The sequence below is a fragment of the Nitrospira defluvii genome, from assembly GCF_905220995.1.
GTDB lineage: Bacteria > Nitrospirota > Nitrospiria > Nitrospirales > Nitrospiraceae > Nitrospira_A > Nitrospira_A defluvii_C.
On record NZ_CAJNBJ010000001.1, the window covers coordinates 522,238 to 548,951 of the forward strand.

Consider the following 26,714-nt stretch of genomic DNA (forward strand, 5'->3'; position numbering starts at 1 on the left):
GGCGATGGCGCGGACCCGGCGTGACGCCGACCGCGAAAATTAGAAGAATTCGAACATCCACGATCGCATGCGATCGAACACTTTCCCGAGCCCTTTGCCATGACGAATGCCGGCGGCCTCCAGATTGTCGGCATGTTGACGCGCGTGGAGTAACAGCCCGACACCGGTGGCATGCATCGGGTTGCTGACGATATCCCGTAACCCACCGATGCCTGTCGGCGAGCCGCGCCGAGCCGGCAGATTCAACCCGCGTTCCGCCGCATCCGGCATGCCTTCCAACAGAGAGGTCCCGCCCGTAATCACGACCCCCGCGCCTAGCATGCCTTCATATCCGGCTCGCACGATTTCGCGTTTGACCAGATCAAACATTTCTTCGACACGCGGTTCCAGAATTTCTGCGATGTCGCGGCGCGTGAATTGCCGCGGAGGCCGGTCGCCGACCGAGGGCACTTCCACCATCTGATGACCGTGCACGAGTTCGGTGCGGGCAATGCCATGTTGCACTTTGATTTTTTCCGCGTCGGTTTGAGACGTCAACAGACCGATGGCCAAATCCTTGGTGAGATTCTGCCCGCCGATCGGAAGCACGGCCGTATGCCTGATGCTGCCGTCGAGGAAAATCGCGAGATCGGTCGTGCCGCCGCCCAAGTCCACCATCGCCACGCCCAGCTCGCGCTCCTCCGCGCTCAAGACCGCTTCGCTCGAGGCCAGGGGCTGGAGAATGATGTCCACCACATCCAGTCCCGCACGATTCACGCTCTTAATGATGTTCTGCGCCGAGGTCACGGCCCCCGTAATCACATGGACATTGACCTCCAGCCGGTTGCCGGACATACCCAGCGGCTCGCGGACCCCTTCCTGATCGTCAACCATGAATTCGCGTGGGAGTACGTGCAAAATGCGTCGTTCATGGGGAATGACGGCCAGCGTGCGCGCGCTCTCCACGGCGCGACTGATGTCGTCGCGGGTCACCTCCTGCTTCTTGAGCGCCACCACGCCCTTGAGGTTTTCTCCGGAGATGTGGCTGCCGGCGATGCCCGTATAAACCGAATTGATCTGCACGGCCGCCATGAGTTCCGCCTCCTCGACCGCTTTCTTGATCGACTCAACGGTGCTTTCGATGTTGACGACGACGCCCTTGCGAAGCCCACGCGAAGGACAGGAGCCGACGCCGATGATGTTCAGCGGGCCCTCCTCCGGCACTTCGGCGACAATCGCGCAAATCTTGGTCGTTCCGATGTCGAGACCGACCAGGATATGATCCCGCTTAGACACTCGGCTCACCCCCTTCCCCGAACAATGACGCGGTCGGCAAAGCGAAGATCGATTTCGTTCGCTCTGGCGCCCTCGCCGTCAAAGGCCACATCGCGTAACACAGGCCGCATTTTGAGAAACCGAGACCACTGTTGATCCATCGAGGATTCACTGAATTGAAACGTGACACCCTGCACCACCACCACGAGGTTGTTCAGATTCCCGACATTGATGTCCGGCCGTCCACCGGTGGTCTGCGCCACCATGCGCGCCAAGGCTGCGCCGACTTGTACGGGACGACGATCCTCCGCCTTGCCCTGTGCCAGGCGACGGCCATCGACTCCCGACAGCATCGGCAGCGTCGGATCGTCGCTGGACCCGAGATGCGCCAGCAGTACCCCGTCCGCATCGGTCAGAAGATTTTCGGCCACCGTCCGAACGACGACCGCCGGCTCGCGCTCGACAATGTCGATATGGATCTCGTGCAACGGCTTTAACACCACGGTCGCGTCCTTGATCCAGGGATGGGTCTTGACCCGGTCCGCCAACCACGTCGGGTTGATGGAATACAGCGCGGTATCGGGCTTCAGTGCCAGCCGGCCGATCACCTCTTTTCTCGTGACGTGATGCAGGCCGTTCACAGAAACGGACCGCACCAGAAACCATTCCCGCGTCAGGGGCCCTATTTCACGAGCTAGCACAAAGAGCCCAGAACAGCCGCCCACCAACACCGTCACCGTGGCGATCACGCGAAGGGAGATGATCAAGCCTCGGCCCAGCCGTGACCAGTACCCGCCTGCCGCAACTCCTCGGCGACGATCCTGTCCTGATTCCGACCGGGCATTCGCCCGGGGAATGACTTTGCCTGGTCGCGCCTTGCGCCACCCCAGCGACATCGCTACCTCACGGCTCGAAACGTTCCCGCCCCGGCCCGCCGGAGCGCGGATTGAAGGATGCGTTCCGTCAAGACATCGTACGATAGGCCCGCTTTGCCCGCCGCCATCGGCAGGAGACTCGTCTCAGTCATCCCCGGCACCGTGTTGATTTCCAACACATAGGGCTTGCCCTTGGGAGTGATGCGAAAGTCCACCCGCGCAGCCCCGCTGCAGCCCAACGCGTGATAGGTCTGGATGGCCAACTGCGTGATCTGCTTCGTGACCGCAGCCGACAGCGGCGCGGGACACAAGTACTGTGTCCGGCCTTTCTCATACTTCGCCGAGAAGTCGTAGAATCCGTCCGGCGCCACAATCTCCACCGCGGGAAGGCCGGTCACCGCCCCGTCCGCACCGCCCAAGAGCGACACGGTCACTTCGTGCCCGGGAATATAGGCTTCCACCATGGCTTCCGCCTCATAACGATGGGCGACCCGCAGGGCCTCTTTCCACTGCGAGGGCTTACGAACAATGGTCACCCCAATCGTCGACCCCTGACTTGGCGGCTTGACGACAATGGGCAACTTCAATTTGCAGCTCGTCAGGATGCGGTTCAGCGTAGGCGCCGTTCCCCGCAACACTACCGTGCCGCGCGGCACAGGGATGCCATGGGCCGCCAATTCCGTCTTGGTCACCACCTTGTGCATGCCGATCGCGCTGGCCCGCACACCGGATCCTGTATAGGGAATCCCCATGGTCTCTAAAAATCCTTGAATCGCCCCGTCTTCACCGCCTGGCCCGTGCAACGCGAGGAAGGCAATCTCAACTCCCTGTTCCTGCAAGGCGGACGACAAAGTGGTGCTGACATCGATGGCCACCGCGTCGTACCCGCTGCGCACCAGCGAGCGATAGACGGCCTCGCCGGTTTTCAGCGACACATCGCGCTCGGACGACTGCCCTCCCATCAACACTCCGATTTTCGAACGAGTCAGCGGCTTCCGTTCCGTCACATCCATGTCCTTTCACCGGCCCGCATCAGGCTTGCCCCACGACCTTCAACTCCAATTCCAGCGTCACCCCCGACTGTTTCTTGACCGCCGCACGAACCTTCCGGATCAACGCCAAGACATCGGCGGCGCGGGCATGCCCCGTGTTCACCATGAAATTGGCGTGCTTGTCGGACACCTGCGCATCCCCGACTCGGGCGCCCTTGAGGCCAGCCGCATCCACCAGCCGGCCGGCTGAATCCTGCGGAGGATTCTTGAAGACACAACCGGCGCTCGGCAATGTCAACGGCTGGGTGTCTTTGCGATACTGGAGATAGTCCTTCACGGTTTTTTCAATGCGTGCATGATCGCCCGGCGTCATCTGCAACCAGACCCCGGCCACAATGCCGCGTGGCAAATGGGCACGCCGATAGCTGAAGGGAATCTCGGTGGCGGGAATATCCACGACCCGGCCCCGTGGATCCACCATGCGTACGGCCTTGAGCGCGTCCTTCATCTCTCCCAAACGTGTCCCTGCGTTCATGACCACACAACCGGCAACGGTGCCGGGAATCCCGGCACCCCACTCCAACCCGCTCAGAGAGCGTCGGATCGCATATCCGATCAACGCCGGCATACCCACGCCCCCATCCGCGTAGAGCACATGCCCCGGTTCCTGGCGGATACTCTTGAGTCGGCGGAGGCTGACCACGATGCCCCGGATCCCACCGTCACGAACAAGCAGATTCGTCCCACCCACGACGAACACCGGGATGCGTTCTGCGTGAGCCTTCGCCACCACCCGGCACAGGTCATCCACATCGACCGGCTCCACCAGAACGTCCGCGGGCCCACCGATGCGGAACGACGTGTAGTCCTGCAACGAAGCCTGATACATGATCGTTCCACGCACTCCCTCTAGCATGCGCGCCCAGTCTTGTTTGGTTCTGGCCGGTCGCTCTGTTCGCGCCACCCCGGTCCTCAATTCCCCTCTCACCACACCATTACGCAGGCAACCGGTCGAGAATCGCCAGCCCCGCTTTCCAGATATCCCCTGCACCGAGGGTGATCACAAGATCCCCGGCTTTCAAGGTCGGCAACACCTGCTCCGCGATTGCGTCCTTGCGCTCGACGAAGGTGGCCGACGGATGCCCGGCCGCTTGCACGGCTTCGACCAATTTGGCACCGGACACGCCGGGAATCGGTTGCTCACCAGCGGCATAAATCTCCGTCATAAACAACGCGTCCGCCTGATCAAACGCATGGGAGAACTCCTGGATCAGGTCGCGGGACCGGCTGTAGCGATGCGGCTGGAACAACACGACCACCCGACGGTCCCAGCCTTGTTTTGCGGCGGCAATCGTGGCTCGGACTTCGGTTGGATGATGTCCGTAGTCGTCCACCACCATGATGCCGGCCTTTTCCCCTCGCAGATGAAAGCGACGCTCCACTCCGCTAAAGGCCGCCAGGCCTTTCCTGATCAGATCCACGGGGATATCCAACTCGAGACCAATCGCGATCGCCACCAACGAATTGGACACGTTGTGGATCCCCGGAATGCTCAGCCGGAACGGACCCAGGTTGCGGCCACGGAAGAACACGCGAAACTCCGAGCCCCACTGCCGCAACGCGATGTCGGTCGCGCGAAAATCCGGCACGTGGTCCGGATATTCGTTCAAGCCGTAGGTCTGGTATCGCTTGACCACCCGCGGCAATACGTTCCGTAAGCGCTCATCATCGGAACAGAGTACCGCCAGTCCGTAAAACGGTACCTTGTTCACAAACTCAAGAAAACTGTCGTTGAGCCGTTCCATGCTGCCGTAATGGTCCAGGTGCTCACGGTCGATATTCGTGACCGCGGCGATCGTCGGCGCCAAACGCAGGAAGGAGCCGTCGCTTTCGTCTGCTTCGGCAATCAAGAGATCGCCCCGCCCCAGTCGGGCATGGCTCCCGAGGGCATTCACCTTTCCGCCGATCACCATCGTGGGATCCAGCCCGCCCTGTGCCAGCACATTGGCCACCATCGAGGTCGTGGTCGTCTTGCCATGAGCACCGGCGATCGCGACTCCGAACTTCAAACGCATCAACTCGGCCAACATTTCAGCGCGTGGAATAACCGGGATCTGCCGGGCCTTCGCCGCGACGACTTCCGGGTTGGTCGCCGCCACCGCGGAGGAAATGACCACCACCTGCGCCTCCCCGATGTTGGCTTCATGGTGACCAATGGCGATCCGCCCGCCTAACTCTTCCAGCCGTCGCGTGGTTTCGGACTGACTCAAATCCGATCCGCTGACCTTATACCCGAGCGTCAATAGCACTTCGGCGATGCCACTCATTCCCGATCCGCCGATTCCCACCAGATGAATATGTTGTGTCTTTCTGAACATCGCTGTTCGCCTTAGCTCCTGTCCACGAAATGATCGCTGTCCGCGATTCCGATCCTGTTGCTGTCTCTCCCGCTCTCGTTGTTCATAGGGCGCGAGCGCTGTCGCTGGCCTCATGGCGCCTCCTTATGACGTCGTAGCATTCACGCACAATAGTTTCCGCCGCATCGCTGCGCCGCATCTCCCAACTGTGTCGACTCATGGTCTGCAGGCGCTCGGGCTCATTGAAGATGTCGATAATGGCTTTCGCCAACCCCGCGCCGGTCAACTCGGCTTGCGGCAGCAATACGGCACCGCCGGCTTGAGCCATCACTTCTGCATTCCGCAGTTGATGATTGTAGATCGCGGTCGGAAGGGGGATCAGAATGGCTGGTTTGCCGCACACGGTGAGCTCGGCGATGGTCATCGCGCCGGACCTCGCTACCACCAGGTCCGCCTCGCGAAGTACCGTGGGCATGTCGTAGAGAAACGGCACCACGTGCGCGGACATGCCGGCCTGGTCATAGGCCGCCAGCACTCTGGCATGATCGGCTTCACCTGTCTGATGGGTGATCATCAGGCCCCCCTTCAGCGCACCGAGGAGAGGCAACGCCTCGAGGACTGCGGAGTTGATGGCTTTTGCACCCTGGCTGCCGCCGAAGATCAAGAGATGCCGCGCGCGTCCGTTCTTGGCTGGACCGGACGGTACAGCAGAAGATTCCAGAAAGGCCCGGCGCACCGGATTGCCGACCACTCTGGTCTTTCGACGATCAAACCATTGCACGGTCGACTCGAATGCCAGAAAAATGCGTTGTACCAGCGGCGCCACGGCCTTATTGGCCATGCCCGGATATGCGTTCGGCTCCAAAATCACCCCGGGGATGCGGCGCAGAAACGCCGCCACCAACATCGCCGGGCTGGTATAGCCGCCGACCCCGAACACCAGATCCGCCCCCTGTTGTTTGAGCACCCCCAGCGACTGCCATAAACTGACCGGCAAGGAGACCAAGGCCTTCATCATCTCCACCGGACTCTTACCCATCAACGGATTGGCCGTGATGCACTGCAAGGGAAACCCCTCATGGGCCAATACTTTTCGCTCGATTCCGCGTGTTGTCCCGACGAACAGGATGCGCGTGGATGGATCGCGTCGGAGAAACTCTCGCGCCACGGCAATAGCCGGATACAGATGCCCGCCTGTTCCGCCGGCGGCAATCACAATGGTCATTCCGTCACCACCCCGCGCTTCCGCGCAGCACGCGGTGGTTCGCCATCCTTTCCCCCTTGCCGGTCCCGCGAAATACTCAGCAGAATGCCTACCCCGAACAGATTGGCCACCAGCGACGACCCGCCGTAACTGACGAACGGCAGAGTCAGTCCTTTGGTGGGCAGGAGCCCTGTGACGACGCCCGCGTTGACCAACGCCTGCATGCCGATCAACATCGTGATGCCCATCGCCAGATGGCGACCGAACGGATGACGCGCGCGACCGGCGACTTGAAATCCTTTGACGACAAACAGGCCAAACAGCAGCACGATCGTGACGGTCCCCAATAACCCCAACTCCTCGCCGACCAGCGCCAACACAAAATCGGTGTGTGCCTCCGGCAGAAAGAACAACTTTTGTTTCCCCTCTCCTAACCCCACACCGAATGGCCCCCCGCTTCCGAAGGCCAAAAACGACTGCGTGATCTGGAAGCCGGCTCCGGACGGGTCTTTCGTGGGATCCAAAAACATCAGAAACCGTTTCCATCGGTAGGACGACGTCAGAATGAGCGCGGCCACCCCGGTCAACGCGCACAACGAGAGGATCGCAAGGTGTTTGATGCGCGCCCCTGCCAGAAACAGCAGGGTCACCACCACGAGCCCCATCACCACCACGGTGCCCAGATCCGGTTCCAGCAACACCAAGCCGCTCAGCAGGCCGATGACGATCAGCGGCGGTAACAAACCGCGCGCGAACTGAGTGATCTGATCCTGCTTCTTGGTCAGATAGGCCGCTGCATAGATGACGGCCACAAATTTCGCCACCTCGGCCGGTTGAATGTTGATCGGTCCCAGATGCAACCACCGCCGTGCCCCCTTCGCCACGTTCCCGAGCGACGGAATGAGCACCAGGACCAGCAACAACGTCGCCCCACAGAGCAGAGGGATCGCCAGCTTCTTCCAAATCCTGTAGTCGATCCGCGAAATGACGTGCATGACCAGCAGCCCGACGACCAACCAGGCCACCTGTCGTTTCAGAAAATACCAGGGATCGTGGAACCGGTTGCCCGCCACCACGGCGCTCGCGCTGAAGACCATCACCACCCCGATCAGGGTGAGCACCAGCGTCATGGCCAAGAGTGCCGGATCCACCGGTACACGCTTGGATCCGCGCTGGCCAGAAATCGACCAGGGCAACGTCAGTGTCCCGAGTGCCGGCTGTGCCATCGTGCAGCTGTCGCTCCTCCCTACCACCCCCGGCTCATACCGGAAGCGCCTGGACCAACGCCTTGAATTGACGCCCCCGATCCTGATAGTCCGCAAACATGTCGAAACTGGCGCAGGCCGGCGAGAGTAAGACCACCTCACCGGGCTGCGCCTCGCGAGCAGCAAGCTCCACGGCGTCGCGGAGTGTCGCTGCAGGACGACACCGGTCAAAACTACCCATCGCCGCCTGAATACGGCCCGCCGCCTCTCCGATCAAAATGAGTCCCTTGACCCGCTCACGGATGGCACGCTCCAGTCGAGAGAAGTCTCCTCCCTTGTCCCTGCCACCCGCGATCAACCAGATAGGCTGCTCAATCCCCTCCAGCGCCTTCAGCACCGCATCGACGTTCGTGCCTTTCGAATCGTTGACAAAGCGGACGCCGCGGCGTTCACGTACCACTTCCAAGGCGTGCTCCAAGCCGGGAAACGAACGCAGCACGGCGCGGATCGCCTCAATGGAACAGCCACAAAGCAGACCATAGGTGACCGCCGCCATCACATTTTCTACGTTATGGAGCCCGATCAGCCGCATATCGCTCCGACGACACACTTCCTCGCGCGTGCCCCGCACGGTGGTCACGATCAGATCGCCGTCCAGCACCGTGGCCCCAGCCACACCCGACACGGTGGCTCCGCTGCGGCTGAACCCCAGGACGGCTCCTTTGGTGCGACCCCGAAGCGCCGCCACGCGCGCATCGTCCAGATTGAACAAAGCATAGTCGCCCGAGGTTTGATTGGCGAAAATTCGTGCCTTGGCGGCCACATAGTCGTCCACCGATGCATACCGATCCATGTGATCAAGGGTGACATTCAAAATCGACGCGATCCACGGATGAAACTGCTCGGTCGTTTCGAGCTGAAAACTGGAGACTTCAAAGACCGCATATACATAGGGCGGGGGGCTGCCCGGTTTCGCCTGCACACAGGCCAAGGCCGCCTCACTGGCGGCAATGCCGAGATTTCCGCCGACGAACGCAGATTTCCCGCTCTCCTGAAGAAACTTCCCGATCAACGTCACGGTCGTACTTTTACCATTGGTCCCGGTTACGGCCACGATCGGCGCGGTGACAAAGCGGGAGGCCAATTCCAGTTCCCCGATGACTCGAACGCCCCTGGCACGCACGCGACTCAGCGCATCGAGCTGCGTGGGCACACCCGGACTGATCACGACGAGATCCGCCCCCTCCAACGCCGACTCATACTGTGCGCCCACTCGCACGGCAATGCCGGACTGGTCTAATTGCGGGAGGATGGCCGTGAGCTCCTGCGGTTCTTTCCGGTCGGCCACGGTGACCCGCGCGCCAAGATGATTCAAGAGCCGCGCAGCGCCGACCCCGCTCCTGGCCAGACCCACTACCGTCACCTGAAGATCTTTGACGTTCATAGCCTCATCACTACCGGAGTTTGAGTGTGCTCAGACTAAGCAGCGCGAGCAAAATCGCAATGATCCACAGGCGCACCACCACCTTCGGTTCATCCCACCCTTTCATCTCAAAGTGATGATGAATAGGAGCCATGTTGAAAATGCGCTTTCCACGCAGTTTGTATGATCCGACCTGCAGGATCACCGACAGGGCTTCAATGACGAACACGCCCCCGACGAGGAGCAACAGGAGCTCGTGCTTACTGATCACCGCCACCGTGCCGAGCGCGGCACCTAAAGGCAGTGAGCCCACGTCCCCCATGAACACGGACGCCGGGTAGGTATTGAACCAGAGGAATCCCAAACTCGACCCCAGAATGGCTCCGGTAAAAATCGCGATCTCCCCTGCGCCTTCGATGTAGGGAATGAGCAAGTATTCGGCCATGACACGGTTCCCCGTGACATAGGCGACAATCGTGTAGGCCAACGAGGCGATCATGACAGGACCGATGGCCAGGCCATCGAGTCCGTCCGTCAAATTGACGGCATTGGAGCTGCCGACGATGACAAGAATGACGAAGACGATGTAGAACCAGCCCAAGTCGGGCGTGAAATACTTGAAGAACGGTACGCTGAGTTTCGTCGTGTAGCTCGGCAAGGTGTACAGAAAGACACCGATGGCCAAGGCCACCAAAAACTGGCCGGTGAATTTTTGCGCCGCCGAAAGCCCCTTCGATTGGCGCTTGATGAACTTCAAATAGTCGTCGGCAAATCCCACCGCGCCGAAGCCTACCGTGGCCACGACGACCAGCCACACATACCGGTTGGTCATGTCGGCCCACAGCAAGGTCGATAACACCACGGCGAAGATGATGAGAATGCCTCCCATCGTCGGTGTCCCGCTTTTGGCCAAATGGCGCTTCGGTCCATCGTCCCGGATTTGCTGACCGAGCTTGATCTCCTGCAGCTTCCGGATCACCCATGGGGCCATCACGAATGCGATCAGAAACGCCGTGACCGCAGCGTAGATGATGCGAAAGCTCTGGTACCGAAATACGTTCAGGAACGAAAACTGTGTATGAAGTGGATACAGCCAGTTGTATAACATCCTACGGCATCTTTGCCCGCTCCCGATCAGCGGGCTCTCGAGGTCCTTTGTCTATTCCTGTTGCTAACACGCTTTTCTCGCCGCACGCCGCATTCCCGTCAGGGCGTCCACGACCTGTTCCATCCGCATCCCGCGCGAGGCCTTGACCAACACCACATCGCCTTGCCGCACCATCCGCGCCAAAGCGGTCGCGGCCGCCTGCGCATCCGGATGTTCGGTGATCCGGTCGGCCGACATGCCGGCTTGGCGAGCGCCTTCCGCAAGCTCTCTCCCCAACCCGCCGCAAGCCAGCAGATGTCCGATCCCCTGCGCAGCCAGAAACGCTCCCACGTCGCGGTGCATTCGCTTCGTGTCCGCGCCCAGTTCCAGCATGTCGCCCAGAGCCGCGATCGATCGTTTCCCGCGCCCCAATTCCGCCAAGAGCCGGATGGCGGCCTTCATGGAAGCCGGATTGGCGTTGTAACAATCGTTGATGACCTGCACCCCGTGGGAGCTGCTGATCTGTGATCGCATCGCAGCCGGTCGGAATTTCGCCAGCCCCTCGGCGATGGCGGCGCCCGACAAGCCCAAGGCATGCCCCACGGCGGCCGCTGCCAGGGCGTTGCTCACATTGTGCTGCCCCTGCGTTCGGATCCGCACTTCCGTCTGTCGACTTTTCCCCGGCAGAATGAGCCCGAAGAGGGTCCCGCCCTTGTCATCGGTTCGAACATTCGCGGCACGAACGGCAGCCTTAGGAGATGCACCGAAAGCCACCACACGGCATTGAGCCCTGGAGGCCAGATAATCAAAATAATCATCGTCGGCGTTCAACACGACGACCCCGTCCTGCGGAAGGTGATCCAACAGCTCCGCCTTGGCCTGCGCAGACCCTTCCATGCTGCCGAAAAATTCCAAATGATCCGGCCCAATGTTGGTAATCACCCCGACGGTCGGCCTGGCGATCTCACACAATCTGGTCGTCTGCCCTTCCTGATCCACCCCCATTTCAATCACCGCGGCCTGGTGGCGCGGGGCGAGTTGAAACAAGGTCTGGGGCACGCCGATGCGATTGTTCAGGTTACCTTCCGTCTTCAGCGTCTTCCATCGCTGCGCGACCACATGAGCCACCATCTCCTTCGTCGTCGTCTTTCCGTTGCTCCCTGTGATGGCAATGACCGGAATCGGGAAACGGTTGCGATAGTGCGTAGCCAACCGCTGAAAGGCTTCGAGCGTGTCCCGCACCCCAAGCAAGATCGGCGTGTCGCCTCGTTTACGCATCGGCGGCAGGCGATACCCTTCCTGGACGATCGCACACACGGCGCCCTGCGCAAAGACCTTCGGCACGAACGCATGCGCATCCACACGATCTCCTTGAAACGCGATGAACACATCACCTTTTCGCACCAAGCGCGAATCGGTCACCACGCGTCGGATGCGTTGCTTCAAGTCCTGAGAAGTCAGCCCTGACGGCAACTTAACACTCAGCACTTCGCAGATTTCTTCGACGGTAAACAACGCCATAACGCCGCGACTGCCCGATTCCCGCATGTGCCCCCCCGCTGAGGTTCAGGATCGGAGCGTGCCGATCATCTCACGCGCGACTTCCCGATCATCAAAATGATGCTTCGTCGTCCCCACGATCTGATAATCTTCGTGTCCCTTCCCGGCGATCAACACCATGTCGCCCGCCTTCGCCTCACGAATGGCAGCCTCGATCGCCGCCCGCCGGTCGGCGAGCATCTGATAGCGCACGTGACCCCGGTTGGCGAGCGCCTCCTTCACTCCCACTTCGACTTCACGAAGGATCGCGGCCGGATCTTCGGTGCGGGGGTTATCAGAAGTCAGGATCACCACGTCACTATACTGCACCGCCGCACGCCCCATCTTCGGGCGCTTCGTGCGATCCCGATCGCCTCCGCAGCCGAAGACGGTGATGATGCGTCCGGTGCGAAGCGCCTGCGCCGCGGTCAGCAGCCGCACGAGAGCATCTTCCGTGTGGGCATAATCCACGACGACCGTAAAGTCTTGTCCTGCATCCACACGTTCGAACCGTCCGGGCACATTCGACACTGCCCCCACCGCCACACGAACCTGATCAAGCGTCAACCCTTCGTGCAACACCACGCCGATAGCCGCGAGAAGGTTGTAGACATTGTGCTCGCCTACCAACCGACTCTGAATCGTGCACGTCCCCGCCGGGCTGCGCAGAGTAAAGTCTGTCCCCGCCGCCGACAACCGTACGTCCTCCGCACGAAGGTCGGCCTGCGCCCCAAGGCCATAGGTCCAGACAGGAACCGTACAGGCCTCTCGCATCCGACGACTCCAAGGGTCATCGAGATTGAGGATCGCACGCTTGCGTTCCTTGCGCATTCCCGACTGCCCCAAATCCACGAAGAGCTTCCGCTTGGCCTGAAAATAGCGCTCCATGTCGACGTGAAAATCGAGGTGATCCTGCGTCAGATTAGTAAACACCGCGACATCGAACTCGGACCCAGCCGTGCGGTCCAACGCCAACGCATGAGACGACACTTCCATGACGACCGTATCCAACCGCTTCTCGACCATTCGTGCAAATAATTTCTGCAACTCCAACGCGCCGGGGGTGGTATGTGAGGCTGGGATCGACTCTTTTCCCACAAGGTACGCCACCGTCCCGATGAGACCGACCTGCCGCTTGGCCGCCTCCAGCATGGTTTTGACGACGTAGGTCGTCGTAGTTTTGCCGTTCGTTCCGGTCACCCCGATCATCCGGAGGGAGACGGACGGGTCACCATAAAATCGGCTGCCGATCATCCCCAAAGCCGCCCGCGAATCCTGCACGCGAATGGTCGGCGTCGGGCCGGCCGAGACTGCACGCCCGACAACCAGGGCCGCTGCTCCTGCGGCCAAAACACGATCCACAAAGTCGTGCCCGTCCACACGCTCGCCCGGGACAGCGACAAAGAGTGATCCCGGTTCGACCTTCCGTGAGTCATCGGTCAGACCCGTAATCGTGACCTGCTGGTTGCCGATTCGCTCCAACACGCCAAGTCGCCCCTGAATCGGGCTAATCAGGTCGTCCAGCGTCATGTCAGGATTCCACAGCCGCCATAGCCAGCTTGACCGGCTCATCCACCGCGACACCGAGATAATTCAACACCTGCTCTCCCACTCGCCGAAACACCGGCGCCGCCACCACGCCTCCCCAGCCTTCCCCGCGCGGCTCGTCGATTACGACAATCATCGCCAATCGCGGATCTTCCGCAGGGACGTAACCCAGAAACGATCCGACCAACAGGGTGGATGAGTACTTGCCGGTGCGCGGATCAACTTTTTGAGCCGTTCCGGTCTTGCCTGCCACGCGAAAGCCGGGAATGGCCGCTTTTCCTCCGGTCCCGCCGGTCACGACACCCTCGAGCAACGTCGTCAAGGTTCTGGCCGTATCAGCCGAGATGACTCGCCGTTTCGCCTGCGGCATCGTCTGCGCCACCAATTGCCCCTTGGCGTTGCGAATTTCAGAGACCACATACGGCTTCATGAGCACGCCGCCGTTGGCGATCGCCGAGACCGCCGTCACCATTTGCAGCGGAGTGACGCCGACCTCCTGCCCCATAGAGATGGACGCCAACGACCGTTTTCCCCATTGCCGAGGTCCTCGCAGCAGGCCGGCGGTCTCGCCGGGCAAATCGATGCCGGTCTTGTCTCCAAAACCGAATTCCTTCAAATAGTCGTACACTCGCCACTCGCCCAGCGCCATACCGACTTTCGCCGCCCCGATATTGCTCGACTTCTGGATCATCTGCGCGAAGGTCATCCACCCGGCCCGTTCGTGGTCGTGGATCACCGTGTTGGCAATCGCGAACTGTCCGTTCTCGCCGTAAATCATGCTGCCTGGCGTCATCACCTTTTCTTCGAGTGCCGCCGCGGCAATCACGCTCTTCATGGTGGAACCGGGCTCGTAGGTGTCGGTCAACGCGCGATTCCGCCAGCGGTCAGGAGCCAAGGCGCCGACCGTATTCGGATCAAACCGTGGACTCACCGCCATCGCAAGCACAGCGCCGGTCTTGGGATCCATTGCGATCAGCGTTCCCGACTTGGCGTTGGCCCGGCTCACGGCCTCGTCCAATTCTTTCTCAGCGATGTACTGAATGACTTCGTCGACGGTCAGGGTCAGGCTATGCCCGGCCGCTGCGCCTTCCTCGTTGAGGCCCTTAGGAAACACCGCCCGGCCCAAGGCATCACGCTGCAGCACCACCGATCGCTTTTCGCCGCGAAGATACTGTTCGTAGCGCAGCTCCACTCCCTCCAACCCGCGATCGTCCATTCCCGCAAATCCCAGCACATGGGAAAGCAGAGGCCCTTTGGGATAGAAGCGACGCCCCTCCATCACTACCCCAACCCCCTCAAGGCCCAGCCGCTCAAGCCGACGGCCCTGTTCCGGATCGAGTTTTCTCGCCAGCCAGACAAAATGCCGTTCCTGCTTCAACTTCTTTTCGAGTTCCGTCGCCTTCACGTGCAAAATCGGCGAGAGATTGCGCGCCGCCGCAACGGGATTCCCGAGCGAGGCCGGCACGCCGAACACGGACGGGACATCCATGTTCATCGCCAGGACCTTGCTGTTTCGGTCGTAAATCGTGCCGCGCGCGCCCTCCAACGTCACGTTCTTCTGATGTTGCCGATCGGCCTTTACCGTCAATGCTGCAGCCTGCATCACCTGCAAATTCACCAGACGAACGATGACGAGGACAAACGCCAGCACGAGCGCGCAGGCCACCACGATCCGACGCCCACGAAAGGGAGCCCCAGTCACTACCGCACTCTCCGGGGAACCATGTTCCTCGCGATCCTCACCTCACCCTCCGCCGCGATCGGGTTCGCTGGTGCTTCCGGCTCGATATTGACGACGACGACCTGCCCCTTTTCCGGCTGCATCATTCCCAGCTTGTCGCTCGCAAGTCGTGCGATCCGCTCGGGAGCGGTCAGTCCAGACAGTTTGACCTGGAGTTCATCACGCTCACGCTCCAGCAAGACCTTCTGCGCCTTCAGCCGTTCGATGTGGTAGCCGAGGCGGACGATATCCACCCGCTCCCACACAAAGAGCAAAACCAGCGACGTGACCGCGGCAAACGCGACGGCTTTCATGGCATAGACTCCTTGGCAATCCGTTCCACGACACGCAGTTTTGCACTGCGCGAACGCGGGTTATGGTGACGTTCGTCATCCGAAGCGACAACCGGCTTTTTCGTCAACACGGTCACTGACGATTCAGGCTCATTCGCCATCGCGCGAAACGTATGCTTGACGACCCTGTCCTCAAGCGAATGAAACGAGATGGCGCACACCCGGCCGCCCGGCACCAGAAGATCGACTGCATCGCGAAGCGCCGGCTCAAGCACGTCCAATTCGCGGTTCACCGCGATTCGCAGCGCCTGGAATGTCCGGGTCGCGCAATGAATTCGTCCATGCCGGTACGAGGCAGGTACAGCCCGCTCGACCACCGCCGTTAATTCCCCCGTGGTGCGGATCGCGCCCTGCATCCTGGCCTGCACGATCGCGCGAGCGATTCTGCGCGAATACCGCTCCTCACCGAGCTGATAGATGAGATCGGCCAACTCACTCTCCGGCAGATCGCGCACAAGGTCCGCGGCGGTTCGCCCCTCCCGCTGATCCATGCGCATATCCAAAGGACCGTCCTCTCTGAAGCTGAACCCCCGTTCCGGACGATCGAGTTGCGGTGAGGACACGCCCAGATCGAAGATCACGCCGTCCACCTGCGAGAATCCGCTGTCGGCAACCACGGCTTTGAGCTCCGAGAAATTTGCGTGGCGGAGATGCACGCGAGGCAGCAGATCCTGCAAACGCGAACGCGATTCCGAAAGCGCCGTCGCATCGCGATCAATCCCGATGAGAATGCCATTTGGAGCGGTGCGTTCGAGGATCCGAGTAGCGAGCCCTGCATATCCAAGAGTGCAGTCCACGTAAACTCCACCTGGTTTGCACTGCAGCCAGAACACGATCTCGTCGACTAAAACCGGCTCATGGGATTCGCGAGCAGAATTCATTATCCACTTCCACCCACTTTTACCCACACATTGGCTGGAGTATACACCCAACCAAACAGCTGTCAACAGATTTTGCCTCAATTTATCAAGAATATTGTTCGATTTAGACGCATGGACTCCCGGCAAGATTCGCGCGGGAAAGTTATCCACAATTGTGGACAAATCTGTGGGAAACACCCCCACCAGCTTGTGGATTTCCACTGGAGAAACTCCGCACAAAGTAGAGGCATCTCCCAAAATCAGGGAGATACGAATACCAGTATTGGCGGGATTCATCAGATGCGGAACGGGACTGAGACTCAAAGGGAAGAGCTAGGGGTATAACCGGTACAGCATTCTGGGGAAGGGGATGGTCTCACGTACGTGTTCGAGCCCGCAGATCCAGGCCACTGCTCGCTCAATCCCCATTCCAAATCCGGCGTGCGGAACCGAACCATATCGACGAAGATCCAGATACCATTGAAATGCGTCAACGGGCAGATGGTGCTCATGGAGACGCGCCAATAATTTCTCGTGCGAATCGACACGCTGACCGCCACCGATGATTTCACCGTATCCTTCCGGAGCCAATACATCCATGCAGAGCGCGAGATCAGGGCGTTGCGGGTCAGTTTCCATATAGAAGGCTTTCAATGCCGCGGGATACCGGTGCACGATCACGGGACGATCGAACTCTTTCGACAAGATCGTTTCATCGTCAGCACCAAAATCGTCTCCCGACTTTGCCGGAAGTCCTTTTCGCTGAAGAGTATCAATGGCTTCCTCGTATGTGATGCGCGGAAAAGGCGCCGTCACCCGCTCCAGCTTTGCAACATCACGCTCCAGCAACTTCAACTCCGCGCGCCGCGTCCTGAGCACAGCTTCCACAATATGAGCCAGAAATTGTTCAGCCAACTCCATCATATCCGCCAACTGGGCAAACGCGACCTCCGGCTCCACCATCCAAAACTCCATTAAGTGCCGACGGGTTTTGGATTTCTCCGCACGAAATGTCGGACCAAAGCAATACACTTTTCCAAATGCGGCAGCCGTGGCCTCGCTGTAGAGCTGACCGCTCTGCGTCAAATAGGCGGTCTCATCGAAATACTGTGTGTGGAACAGGGTCGTCGTCCCCTCGCAGGCATTGGGCGTGAAAATCGGCGCATCGACCAGCGTGAAACCCCGATCATCGAAGAAGTTCCTGCAGGCGCGAATGATCTCATGCCGAATGCGCAAGACCGCATGTTGCCGACTGGAGCGCAGCCAGAGATGACGGTGCTCCATCAAGAATCCCGTACCATGCTCTTTGGGTTGGATCGGAAACGGTTCAGCAACCTGCAACACCTCAAGACCCGACACATCGAGTTCATAGCCGCCTGGCGCGCGCGCATCCTGTCGCAACGTGCCGCTCACCACAACACTTGACTCTTGTGTGAGCTCCGCTGATCGCGCAAATTGCTCCTCGCCGACCGTGCCCTTACTGACGACCGCCTGTATCTCGCCGGTCCCGTCTCGCAGGATCAGGAAGTGGAGTTTCCCCTTATCGCGTCGGCTGCGGAGCCACCCGCGAATCGTGACAGCCTGTCCGGCATGCGCGGACGCCTCCTCGATGTAAATCACAGGCATGGAGCACCCTCTCTACAATGGACGTGGTCGAGATAGACCTCGCCGGAGGGTAACGAACGGCAGCGGGCTTTTCAAGCGCATCACAATTCACCCCTTTCGTTGACACAATGTCGACCTCGGAGCATCATCACAGAACCATGCGCCACATCGCTGAGTACACACGACATCGATGCTACCTGCTGTTTGCAGGACTGACCCTCCTTGGGTTCTCCTCCGCCACACAGGCGGGAGAGTTTCGATCGGACAATCCTCTCAATCAGCCGGGAAAGATTTATTGGTGCCCAAACCGCACGGCCGACAAACGCATCACCGCCACAGCCGAGGCCGGGTGTACCCCGCTCTACGATGCGGAGCGCGACACGAAGCAGGTCGAGAAAGGCGACCCGGCCGACCACAACGGCGCATCCGACAAAGAGCCGCTGAAGATCGTCGACATTCAGAATGAAGCGTCGAAATTCACTCGTGAGTATCGAGAATTTTTAGACTGTTGCGCCGGCAATTGGGATGCCCTGGATCGCATCGACGAACTGCTGGAACAGTCCAACCATATCTTGATGTCGGTTCAGCAAAAAGGCATCTACAACAGTGCAGGGTTCGGCGTCGGCAGCGGCGCGGCCGGTTTGGGCGGCGGTCCTGGCCAATCTCCTAAACTCGGGACATTCGCCCGCCAGTGGACGCTCAGCGAAATCGTCGGCACGGTCGCCCTTGCGCGCGACGATCTCAAGACCATCAGAACGAGGTTGAAGGGCCTCATCACGCGATACGAAAAACTGGATTCCCTAGACTATGAACAACGCGGGAGAGAAGAGCGGCGTATCGAGGAGGAACGCGAGGCGATTGCGCATGATCTCCGGCCGAAACGACCGGCCGCGTCAGCGCCGACAGGGATGGACATTCAGGACACCACGATTCCGACGAGAATCGGCGGCGACATCGAAAACTCGCAGTTGAATCGTTCTCTCAACCCGAGCTTCGGTGCCGACATTGGCGCCACGGTCTCGCCGTACAGCAATGTGAACGAGTCCCTGCGCCCTCGCCGCGGGGAAAGCCTGAAAGACTCCGTGTTGCCGGATCGTGTCGGCGCACAGACCCAGGAGACCAGCCTACCGAATGCAACCGGCTTCGAAATCGGCGGTAGCGAAAATGCCGAGGGCTCCTCCTCCGTGCAACTGCGAGGCGTCGGCCCTTCTATCGGCGACTCGTCGCTCAACAATCAGTCCCGCCGGTAAACTGCTCCAGTGACGTCAGCCAGACCTATTCCTTCGGAAACACCGAGGGCAACGCTTCCCAATGCGCTCCCCCATCGAGACTTTTATACAAGCCGCTGCCGTTGGTGCCGGCATAGAACACCTGAGCATCAATGGCACTCTGCGCAAGCGACCGGATGTTCGTGGTCGTGAGTCCTTCATTCAAAGGCACCCAACTCCTGCCTCCGTCCTCACTTCGGTGAATGCCATCCCGCCCGGCCAGATAAATGACGCCCGCGCGAGCACGATCGAGCACCATAGCCACAATCATCTGATCCTGTAACGACTCGCCGATACGCACCCAGGATGCTGCGCCATCGGTGGTCTTATAGAGTCCGGCCAGCGTGGCAGCATACACCGTGTCGGGCGCGAACGGGTCGACCTGGACTGACGTCACGCCCAAGGCACGCGACGTCTTCACCATCCCCTCGGGAACAAGCCCTGCGTTCACTTGCATCCAATGCATCCCTTGATCCGTCGTCTTGTACACACCGCCGCTCGTGCCGGCATACATCACTGACGGGCGCGAAGGATCTAGCCCCAACGTGACGACCATCAGCACCTCCTTCATGCCATCCATTTTTTTGACCCAGCGTTCGCCCGCATTCTTCGATTCGAAGACCCCCATCGTGGTGGCCAGAAAGATGTGCATATCGTCGTTGGGATCAAAGACGAACTGGTTGACGACGGACGAGATGGTGGCGTCATCCAGGCCGGCGCGAATCGATGTCCAGCGCTGGCCGCCGTCATAACTCTTATACACGGCGTCGCCTTTTGTGCCGGCATACACTGTGGCGGGATACAGCGGGTCGATCCCCATCGCGATCACCCGCGAGTGGCTCATGCCTTTCGACAGATTGGTCCAGGTCTTGCCCCCATCACGGGATTTATAGATGTAATCGTTGGTGGCGATGTAGAGAATGTCGGGGTTGGTAGGATGCACCTGAATGACGACGACAGGATCACTGCCGCCACAGCCGCCGAGAAAAAGCCCGGCGAGCAAAAGGAGAGCGAGGAGTCGTTTCATGCAACCTGGCGGTGAATCCTTTCCCGGATGCTCAAACGGGACATCCAACAAGGCCGCAGGGAAGATCGGCCGCCGAGGCGTGCTTAATCCGGCACGTTGAGGTGGACGATCGACCGAGAACGCGGTTGGGGGCCCGTTTCAGCATCCGGGGTTAGCGGTAGTTGGTAAATTGCAGATCAATCCCAAAATCCTTCCCCTTCAAAAACGTAATCGCCGCCTGCAATTCATCCTTGCTCTTGCTGATCACACGCACCTGCTCGCCTTGGATTTGCGCCTGAACTTTCAGCTTCGAGTCCTTGACGGCCTTGGTAATCTCCTTCGCCTTCTCAGAAGAGATGCCGCTCTGAATTTTGATGGTTTGCCGAACGGTGGCGCCGAGCGCCTCCTCGATCTTGCCGTAGTCAAACGCCTTCAGCGACACGCCGCGTTTCACACATTTGCTCTTGATGATCTCGTTCACCGCGTTGAGTTTGTACTCGTCGTCGGACAACACCACCAATTCTTTCTCTTTTTCCTTCAACGTCAACTCGGTCTTGGAATCCTTGAAATCGAACCGCTGTTTGATCTCCTTCGTCGCCTGGTCAACGACGTTTTTCATTTCCTGCATGTTTACTTCCGACACCACATCAAACGATGATTGGTCAGCCACGATCTGTCCTCCTTCTGCCTGTCCGCCCGTCGCTGCGACGCTTAGCAACAGCCTCCGCCAGGCGGCAACGTGAACCGGCACTCGTCATGCCGATGAACGGCCGTCTGCGCACGACCGGCTGAGCCGCCACCGGCGAGTGCTACCACTTCGCTGCTGCGGAAGGGACGCTTCAAAATCACATACCCATACCACTGCTTGAGGCTATCGCTCAAGACAACCAGGCCCAGAATGGCCACCACGGCAACCAACACCGCATCCACATACAGGGCAAAGGCCTGCCCGGCGGCGAGGGTCGCGGCTTTTGCCAGGAACATCCAGAACATTTCATAGGAGCCCGCGAGGGTAATTGCCCCGACGAACAACATCGGCACCGCGGTGACCCAAAGATAGGGCGACTTCCACATTTTGATTAACACCGTGGTCGCGATGCAGAGGGCCAGCGTCCCCAGAAGCTGGTTGGCCGCCCCGAACATCGGCCAGATCGTCGAAATGCTGCCCGTTCCGATGAGGTACGCCCAGGCGCCCACCACAAAGGCGCTGCTCAGCAACACCCCCGGCCACCAGTTCATCTGCCGGAACGGCGCGTACACCCGCCCCGCCATCTCCTGGATCAGATAGCGCGCCACGCGGGTCCCCGTATCGATCGTCGTCAGGATGAACAATGCCTCAAACACCAACGCAAACTGGTACCAGTAGGCCATCAAGCCGGACATGCCGGGCAGCGCGGCAAAAATGGATGCCATCCCCACCGCCAGCGACACCGCGCCTCCGGGTCGTCCGGCAACATTCACCTCGACCAGTTGCGACAACTCCGCGATACGGGACGGCGCAAAGCCCATAGCGGTCAGGGTCTCGGCCGATAACATCGTATTGATCGCCAGATAGTCGCCGGGAATCAGCACCGAAGCCGCAATCAGCGCCATCACGCCCACAAAACTTTCCAGCAGCATCGCCGCATAGCCCACCACTGCCTGCGATTCCTGTTCAATCATTTTGGGCGTCGTACCGGACGACACCAGCGAATGGAATCCCGACACCGCGCCACAGGCGATGGTAATGAAGAGGAATGGAAACAACGTGCCGGGAATAATCGGGCCGCCGCCGTGTGCGAACTGGGTCACGCGCGGCATTTCGATCGTCGGCGCCATGAGGATCACACCAAACCCGAGCAGGAACACCACGCCCAGTTTCATGAAGGTCGAGAGATAGCCTCGCGGGACCAACAGCATCCACCCCGGCAACACCGACGCAAGAAACCCGTATCCGGCCAACAACCACACGAGAGCCGGTTTCTCGAACTCAAACATCCAGGCATAGGCCGATTGCCCCACCACACGTCCGAACAACACCGCCGCCACCAAGAGCGCCACCCCGATCACCGAGACTTCCGTCACCGCACCGGGTCTGAACTTCTGAAGATAAAACCCCATGATGAACCCGATGGGAATCGTCATCGCGATCGTGAACGTGCCCCAGGCATTGTGGTACAGCGCGTTCACTACGGCGAAGCCCAGCCCGGCCAGCGCCACCACGACAATGAACAACACCGCGACCGCCGTCGCCGTACCCGTAATGGAGCCCAGTTCGTCATGGGCGATCTCAGGCAGCGAACGGCCATTGCGCCGCATGGAGGCCACCAGAATGATGAAGTCCTGCACCGCGCCCGCGAGGACCGCGCCGATGACCAGCCAGAGAAAACCGGGGAGGAATCCGAATTGCGCGGCAAGGACAGGCCCGAGCAGCGGACCAGCACCCGCGATGGCAGCAAAATGATGGCCGAACAATACCACCCGGTTCGTGGGATGAAAGTTCACCCCGTCGTTCAGGCGCACGGCAGGAGTCAGGCGCTTATCGTCCAACTGAACCACCTGGCGTGCCAACCACCGACCATAGAATCGATAGGCCAAGACATAGATGCAGGCCGCCGCCACCACCAGCCAAAGCCCGTTTACTTTTTCGGTAGGATTGATGACACCAACGACGTGGGCAAGCGCCACTGCCGAAAGGAAGGAGAGAATCACCCAAAGCAGACGATAAGCCAGTTTCATGCGCGGCATACTAACAACCCATCGACGTGTTGTAAATCAACGACCTTCTCGTTATTCTCATAGTCAGAAACGAATTCGGCCCGAGCAATAAGCAGATTTTTAAATCAGGAGCCTTCACGAGAGGGAGGTGCATATGCCGTCAGCCAAGGAGCAGATCGCCGAGATTCTACAGGACCAGCCGGAGGACAGCTCCTACGAGGAGATCCTCCGGGAACTTGCTCTTGCGCAGATGGTAGACAGAGGGCTCGCTGACTCCGATGCGGGAAGGACGATCAGCCACGAGGAGATGGGGCGCCGAATCAAGACATGGCAGAAGTAACCTGGACCACTGAGTCCGAACGATGGTTGCGCGATATCCACGACTTCATCGCGCACGACAGTCCTACCGCAGCAACCCGCACCATTGAAACGCTCTACCAGAAGGCGAACATCCTCAGAGAGTTCCCCGAATCAGGCTACCGGTACTGGCAACGACCAGACCGGCACATCCCCATTCTTCTTCATGGACACTACCGAATCGCCTACCTGATCAAAGATTCAGGAGCCATCGACATCTTCGGCGTGTTCCAGGGAGCACTTACCATCGATCGCTATCTGCGGTAACAAAACCTTTCAGACAATCCTGGCTCTCTCCACCATCGACAGCGGATAGCCCGCTCGCACAAGCAACCAGAAGGGATACCATTTCCCTACGCGCTGCCGCCGCAGGTCGCCCGAACGAGGTCCATCCGATCACGCCCGTTCCGCGAGCAGGAGCACGATCTGGCCACCGGACCTTACAAAAACGTTTGTCCGAGGCAGAGCTCCGAGCCGACACGTCTTCATACTCGACCGCCAACCTATCTGAGACTTTGTTATACTGGCTCACACCATGCCGCCCGACGCGCCTTCACAGTCGTCCGGAAGGGAACGCCGCGAGTTCTATCGCATTACCGTCCTTCTGCCCATCTGCATTCAATCGGAGACCGACACGGCAGACTGTACGTTCGCTGAGAAATCCGTCAACCTGAGCGGTGGGGGGATCGGCGTGACGGTCACGACCGCCTACCAACCAGATGAGACCCTTTCCCTCACGCTCCTCCTCCCCGACCAGGTGCCCTTCAAAGCCACTATTGAGGTGTTGCGGCTCGATTCCCTTCCGATCCCAGGCAATACGTACCGTCTCCACGCTCGGTTCATCCGGATGACCGCACAGAATCGAGAACGGCTGATCAGATACATCGTGCGTTTTCAGCGCGACCATCTGCAGGAACACTATTCCGTCTAACAGGTAGCAGGTCCTCACCGGTCGAGGTATCCGATCGTGCCGGTTTGCTTCCGGCACCCGCGACAATGGATGATGGTCGCCATGCGTCGACTCAAATGGCTCATCGCGACACTGCTCCTCTTCGCCACCATCGGCGCGGTCTATCAGATCGTCGGCATGGTCCTCGACCGGCGGCAGTACCCGGCGCCCGGACAGATGGTTGATGTCGGCGGGCATCGACTCCATGTGTATTGCATGGGTAGTGGAAGCCCGACGGTAATCTTGGAGGCGGCTGCGCCTGGATGGTCGAGCTATTGGAGTCTGGTGCAACCAGAGGTGGCGCGACACACACGCGTCTGCGCCTATGACCGCGCGGGGCTCGGCTGGAGCGAGCGCGGCCCATTACCACGCACGGGGCAGCGGATGGCGCGCGAACTTCATCGCCTGCTGGGAAGAGCCGAGATTCACGGCCCCTATGTGCTGGTGGGCCACTCGCTGGGCGGCCTGATCGTTCGCCTCTATCACCACGACCATCCGAAGGAGGTCGCAGGGATCGTTTTGGTAGATGCGGGCCAGGAATTGGAGCTCCACCGGCCGGAGTTCAGGGCCTTCGTCAACAGCGGAAAGGCGAGCCTCTCCCTGATTCGAGCAATGACGATCCTGGGCATTCCGCGGCTCGCGGCGTTCTTCGATCGTCTGCCTTCATTTCTCTTGTGGCAGGAAGCACAAGTCCCTGAGCCGACCAGGCCGTTGTTGCGCGCCGGTTGGCTTCGGACTTCCTACGCCAGGACGGTGGGAGACGAGGCCGAGGCCTTGAGCGATACCCTCCATCAGGTACAACGCATCGGCTCACTCGGCGATCTCCCCCTGGTGGTACTGACGGCAACAGGTCCCGCCTGGTGGCCGGACATGCCGGGGGAAGTGAATCCCCAAAAGTTCAGAACGATGTGGCTGGGACTGCAGCAGGACCTGACCAGACTGTCTTCGAACAGCACGCAAGTGTTCGCCGAGCGGAGCAGCCATTTCATTCAGTTCGACCAACCAGAGCTGGTCGTCGACGCAATCCGGCAGCTGATCGACCGCGAGCGGAATGCTCCCCCGCAACGAGGAGCCTTCCCCGCAGACAAAGTAATGTCCGCGGGGAAGGAAAGCCGGGCTCCTTCGTCGTAGCACGCCAACACGGCGACGGGAGGAATCAAGCCGCTTTGGGCAGCGAGCTCTCATGATACGCCCTCACCGATGTGGACGGTTGCTGCGAGGTGGACACGGTGCTGGACTCGGAAGATAACGTCCAGAGTCCCATCGACAGCACCGCAATCGCGCCTAATACCGTCAGCCCGGCATCAAGAACCGGACTCAAATCCATCATCGTGTTCACCTCCTTTCTGTTCCGTTTCACTTTATTCCGTAGAACTCCTTTTCAATCTTGCTCCTATTTCAGAACAGGCCGTGCGACCATGGGGTCAGGGGACGAGCTGGATTTCTTTCATGCGTTTCCTGCCGCGGCTTGTCGGCCCGTTCCGTCCGCCACCACCCGCACAGGCAGGCGAGCGAAATCGCCGTCTGCACAGTATCTTGACCATGATTCGGCCGAAGGCCCCTGAAGCCGCGCAGACTTCGCCAGCGTTTCAATATCTCTGCATACTTCATGGCTGATCTCCTTTCAGACTCCCGCATGGCATCCGCCATGCGGGGGTCTTCCAACATTCCCGCTTCACTCGCCGATACCGAGCCCGGTGGGAAGAAGAGCCCCCGCCGATCGTGGGACTCGGCGAGGCCCCCGGGGAAAGCGGCGTTGAGGAACCTTACGTTCCCTCGATCATGATCCGCCGACTCTTCGCCTCTTCCCGCTTGGGAAAGGTCACTGTCAGCAATCCGTTCTTCTGCGCAGCCGAGGCTTTCTCGGAATCGATATACGTCGGCAATCGGAAGAGCCGCAGAAACCGGCCGTCGGCAATTTCCTTTACATGGAAGGTCCGGCCCGATCCGGAGTCCTCTTTGCGCTCTCCCTTGATTGAGAGGACATGCTTAGTCACCTCCAGCGACACATCCTGCGGGTCCCACCCGGGCAGCGCCATCTGAACATAGAACCCGTTGTCGTCTTCCCAGGCATTACTGGACGGAGCCCAGGCCGCTCCGTGTACGCCGAACGCGCTCACCGCATCCTCCAGTAACCGATCGATTTGTCGGTCGAAGGAGTCTTGTCCGATCGGTGCCATCAATGCTGCATGGTAACTGGTCATACCTTCCTCCTCCTCTCTCTTGAGAGGTCAGTCTAGTGGTTGATGTGAATTGGTCGGATGGACGCTGGCCGAAGCAGAGGCGGGGCATTGATCTGCCGCCGTTGCTTGTCCAGATCGGGATTGCCTCCCTTCCATCCGGTTGAGCATCAGCAACGGAGAAAAAAATAATTCCGCCTCGTGCGAAGTCAAGGGGGGGGAAGTTTCAAGAGAT

The 26,714-nt window shown here is 59.9% G+C and carries 25 protein-coding genes; 5 read left to right on the forward strand and 20 right to left on the reverse strand.

Annotated features, from left to right (window positions below):
• Window positions 1-39: 39 nt before the first annotated feature.
• The 15 genes from ftsA to asnS all read right to left on the reverse strand — a co-directional run bounded on the left by ftsA (window position 40) and on the right by asnS (window position 18,043).
• A complete protein-coding gene (gene ftsA / locus KJA79_RS02505) occupies window positions 40-1,284 on the reverse strand; it encodes a cell division protein FtsA (RefSeq protein ID WP_213040418.1) in 1,245 nt (414 codons plus the stop codon).
• Window positions 1,281-2,150 carry a cell division protein FtsQ/DivIB gene (locus KJA79_RS02510; RefSeq protein WP_213040419.1) on the reverse strand — a complete coding sequence of 290 codons (870 nt, stop codon included), beginning with the start codon at window positions 2,148-2,150 and terminating at the stop codon, window positions 1,281-1,283. The genes ftsA and KJA79_RS02510 overlap by 4 nt, the downstream gene beginning before the upstream one ends.
• Window positions 2,151-2,152: 2 nt before the next feature.
• Window positions 2,153-3,136: a D-alanine--D-alanine ligase family protein gene (locus KJA79_RS02515; protein ID WP_213040420.1), complete on the reverse strand. Its 984-nt coding sequence runs from the start codon at window positions 3,134-3,136 to the stop codon at window positions 2,153-2,155.
• A 25-nt stretch (window positions 3,137-3,161) separates the two neighbouring features.
• Window positions 3,162-4,037: a UDP-N-acetylmuramate dehydrogenase gene (murB, locus tag KJA79_RS02520; RefSeq protein WP_281412662.1), complete on the reverse strand. Its 876-nt coding sequence runs from the start codon at window positions 4,035-4,037 to the stop codon at window positions 3,162-3,164.
• A gap of 79 nt (window positions 4,038-4,116) precedes the next feature.
• Window positions 4,117-5,499 carry a UDP-N-acetylmuramate--L-alanine ligase gene (gene murC / locus KJA79_RS02525; RefSeq protein WP_213041350.1) on the reverse strand — a complete coding sequence of 461 codons (1,383 nt, stop codon included), beginning with the start codon at window positions 5,497-5,499 and terminating at the stop codon, window positions 4,117-4,119.
• A gap of 82 nt (window positions 5,500-5,581) precedes the next feature.
• The gene (murG, locus tag KJA79_RS02530; protein WP_213040422.1) at window positions 5,582-6,703 is read right to left on the reverse strand and encodes an undecaprenyldiphospho-muramoylpentapeptide beta-N-acetylglucosaminyltransferase; all 1,122 of its coding nucleotides are present in this window, start codon (window positions 6,701-6,703) and stop codon (window positions 5,582-5,584) included.
• Entirely contained in the window at window positions 6,700-7,908 is a 1,209-nt protein-coding gene (ftsW, locus tag KJA79_RS02535) for a putative lipid II flippase FtsW (RefSeq protein WP_213040423.1), read from the reverse strand. The genes murG and ftsW overlap by 4 nt, the downstream gene beginning before the upstream one ends.
• 34 nt (window positions 7,909-7,942) lie before the next feature.
• A complete protein-coding gene (gene murD / locus KJA79_RS02540; protein ID WP_213040424.1) occupies window positions 7,943-9,331 on the reverse strand; it encodes a UDP-N-acetylmuramoyl-L-alanine--D-glutamate ligase in 1,389 nt (462 codons plus the stop codon).
• A 10-nt stretch (window positions 9,332-9,341) separates the two neighbouring features.
• Window positions 9,342-10,418, reverse strand: a complete 1,077-nt coding sequence (gene mraY / locus KJA79_RS02545) for a phospho-N-acetylmuramoyl-pentapeptide-transferase (protein WP_213040425.1) — start codon at window positions 10,416-10,418, stop codon at window positions 9,342-9,344.
• Window positions 10,419-10,481: 63 nt separating this feature from the next.
• A complete protein-coding gene (locus KJA79_RS02550) occupies window positions 10,482-11,945 on the reverse strand; it encodes a UDP-N-acetylmuramoyl-tripeptide--D-alanyl-D-alanine ligase (RefSeq protein ID WP_213040426.1) in 1,464 nt (487 codons plus the stop codon).
• Between the two features lie 18 nt (window positions 11,946-11,963).
• Window positions 11,964-13,466 carry a UDP-N-acetylmuramoyl-L-alanyl-D-glutamate--2,6-diaminopimelate ligase gene (locus tag KJA79_RS02555; protein WP_213040427.1) on the reverse strand — a complete coding sequence of 501 codons (1,503 nt, stop codon included), beginning with the start codon at window positions 13,464-13,466 and terminating at the stop codon, window positions 11,964-11,966.
• 1 nt (window position 13,467) lies between these two features.
• Window positions 13,468-15,186: a peptidoglycan D,D-transpeptidase FtsI family protein gene (locus tag KJA79_RS02560; protein WP_213040428.1), complete on the reverse strand. Its 1,719-nt coding sequence runs from the start codon at window positions 15,184-15,186 to the stop codon at window positions 13,468-13,470.
• Window positions 15,186-15,518, reverse strand: coding sequence for a cell division protein FtsL (locus tag KJA79_RS02565; protein WP_213040429.1), 333 nt, complete (start codon window positions 15,516-15,518; stop codon window positions 15,186-15,188). Before KJA79_RS02565 ends, KJA79_RS02560 begins: the two co-directional genes overlap by 1 nt.
• Window positions 15,515-16,438, reverse strand: coding sequence for a 16S rRNA (cytosine(1402)-N(4))-methyltransferase RsmH (gene rsmH / locus KJA79_RS02570; RefSeq protein ID WP_213040430.1), 924 nt, complete (start codon window positions 16,436-16,438; stop codon window positions 15,515-15,517). Before rsmH ends, KJA79_RS02565 begins: the two co-directional genes overlap by 4 nt.
• Before the next feature lie 312 nt (window positions 16,439-16,750).
• Window positions 16,751-18,043, reverse strand: coding sequence for an asparagine--tRNA ligase (gene asnS / locus KJA79_RS02575; RefSeq protein ID WP_213040431.1), 1,293 nt, complete (start codon window positions 18,041-18,043; stop codon window positions 16,751-16,753).
• A 137-nt stretch (window positions 18,044-18,180) separates the two neighbouring features.
• Here asnS and KJA79_RS02580 point away from each other — a divergent pair, with 137 nt between their 5' ends.
• Window positions 18,181-19,272 carry a hypothetical protein gene (locus KJA79_RS02580; RefSeq protein ID WP_213040432.1) on the forward strand — a complete coding sequence of 364 codons (1,092 nt, stop codon included), beginning with the start codon at window positions 18,181-18,183 and terminating at the stop codon, window positions 19,270-19,272.
• Between the two features lie 25 nt (window positions 19,273-19,297).
• Here KJA79_RS02580 and KJA79_RS02585 read toward each other — a convergent pair whose 3' ends face one another.
• The 3 genes from KJA79_RS02585 to KJA79_RS02595 form a co-directional block, all read right to left on the reverse strand.
• A complete protein-coding gene (locus KJA79_RS02585) occupies window positions 19,298-20,317 on the reverse strand; it encodes a WD40/YVTN/BNR-like repeat-containing protein (protein ID WP_213040433.1) in 1,020 nt (339 codons plus the stop codon).
• Between the two features lie 151 nt (window positions 20,318-20,468).
• Entirely contained in the window at window positions 20,469-20,966 is a 498-nt protein-coding gene (locus KJA79_RS02590; RefSeq protein ID WP_213040434.1) for a YajQ family cyclic di-GMP-binding protein, read from the reverse strand.
• A 41-nt stretch (window positions 20,967-21,007) separates the two neighbouring features.
• Window positions 21,008-23,014 (reverse strand): carbon starvation CstA family protein, encoded by a 2,007-nt coding sequence (locus KJA79_RS02595; RefSeq protein ID WP_213040435.1) that lies wholly within the window; start codon window positions 23,012-23,014, stop codon window positions 21,008-21,010.
• 133 nt (window positions 23,015-23,147) lie between these two features.
• On the opposite strand from KJA79_RS02595, the gene KJA79_RS02600 reads away from it, so the two are divergent.
• The 4 genes from KJA79_RS02600 to KJA79_RS02615 all read left to right on the forward strand — a co-directional run bounded on the left by KJA79_RS02600 (window position 23,148) and on the right by KJA79_RS02615 (window position 25,430).
• Window positions 23,148-23,333 carry a hypothetical protein gene (locus tag KJA79_RS02600; RefSeq protein ID WP_213040436.1) on the forward strand — a complete coding sequence of 62 codons (186 nt, stop codon included), beginning with the start codon at window positions 23,148-23,150 and terminating at the stop codon, window positions 23,331-23,333.
• Window positions 23,321-23,617 (forward strand): type II toxin-antitoxin system RelE/ParE family toxin, encoded by a 297-nt coding sequence (locus tag KJA79_RS02605; protein WP_213040437.1) that lies wholly within the window; start codon window positions 23,321-23,323, stop codon window positions 23,615-23,617. Before KJA79_RS02600 ends, KJA79_RS02605 begins: the two co-directional genes overlap by 13 nt.
• 268 nt (window positions 23,618-23,885) lie before the next feature.
• Window positions 23,886-24,281, forward strand: a complete 396-nt coding sequence (locus KJA79_RS02610) for a PilZ domain-containing protein (protein WP_213040438.1) — start codon at window positions 23,886-23,888, stop codon at window positions 24,279-24,281.
• Between the two features lie 81 nt (window positions 24,282-24,362).
• Entirely contained in the window at window positions 24,363-25,430 is a 1,068-nt protein-coding gene (locus KJA79_RS02615) for an alpha/beta fold hydrolase (RefSeq protein ID WP_213040439.1), read from the forward strand.
• A 25-nt stretch (window positions 25,431-25,455) separates the two neighbouring features.
• Here the strand turns inward: KJA79_RS02615 and KJA79_RS02620 are convergent, their stop codons facing one another.
• Entirely contained in the window at window positions 25,456-25,629 is a 174-nt protein-coding gene (locus KJA79_RS02620) for a hypothetical protein (protein WP_213040440.1), read from the reverse strand.
• Between the two features lie 436 nt (window positions 25,630-26,065).
• Window positions 26,066-26,503, reverse strand: coding sequence for an Hsp20/alpha crystallin family protein (locus tag KJA79_RS02625; protein ID WP_213040441.1), 438 nt, complete (start codon window positions 26,501-26,503; stop codon window positions 26,066-26,068).
• Window positions 26,504-26,714: the final 211 nt, after the last annotated feature.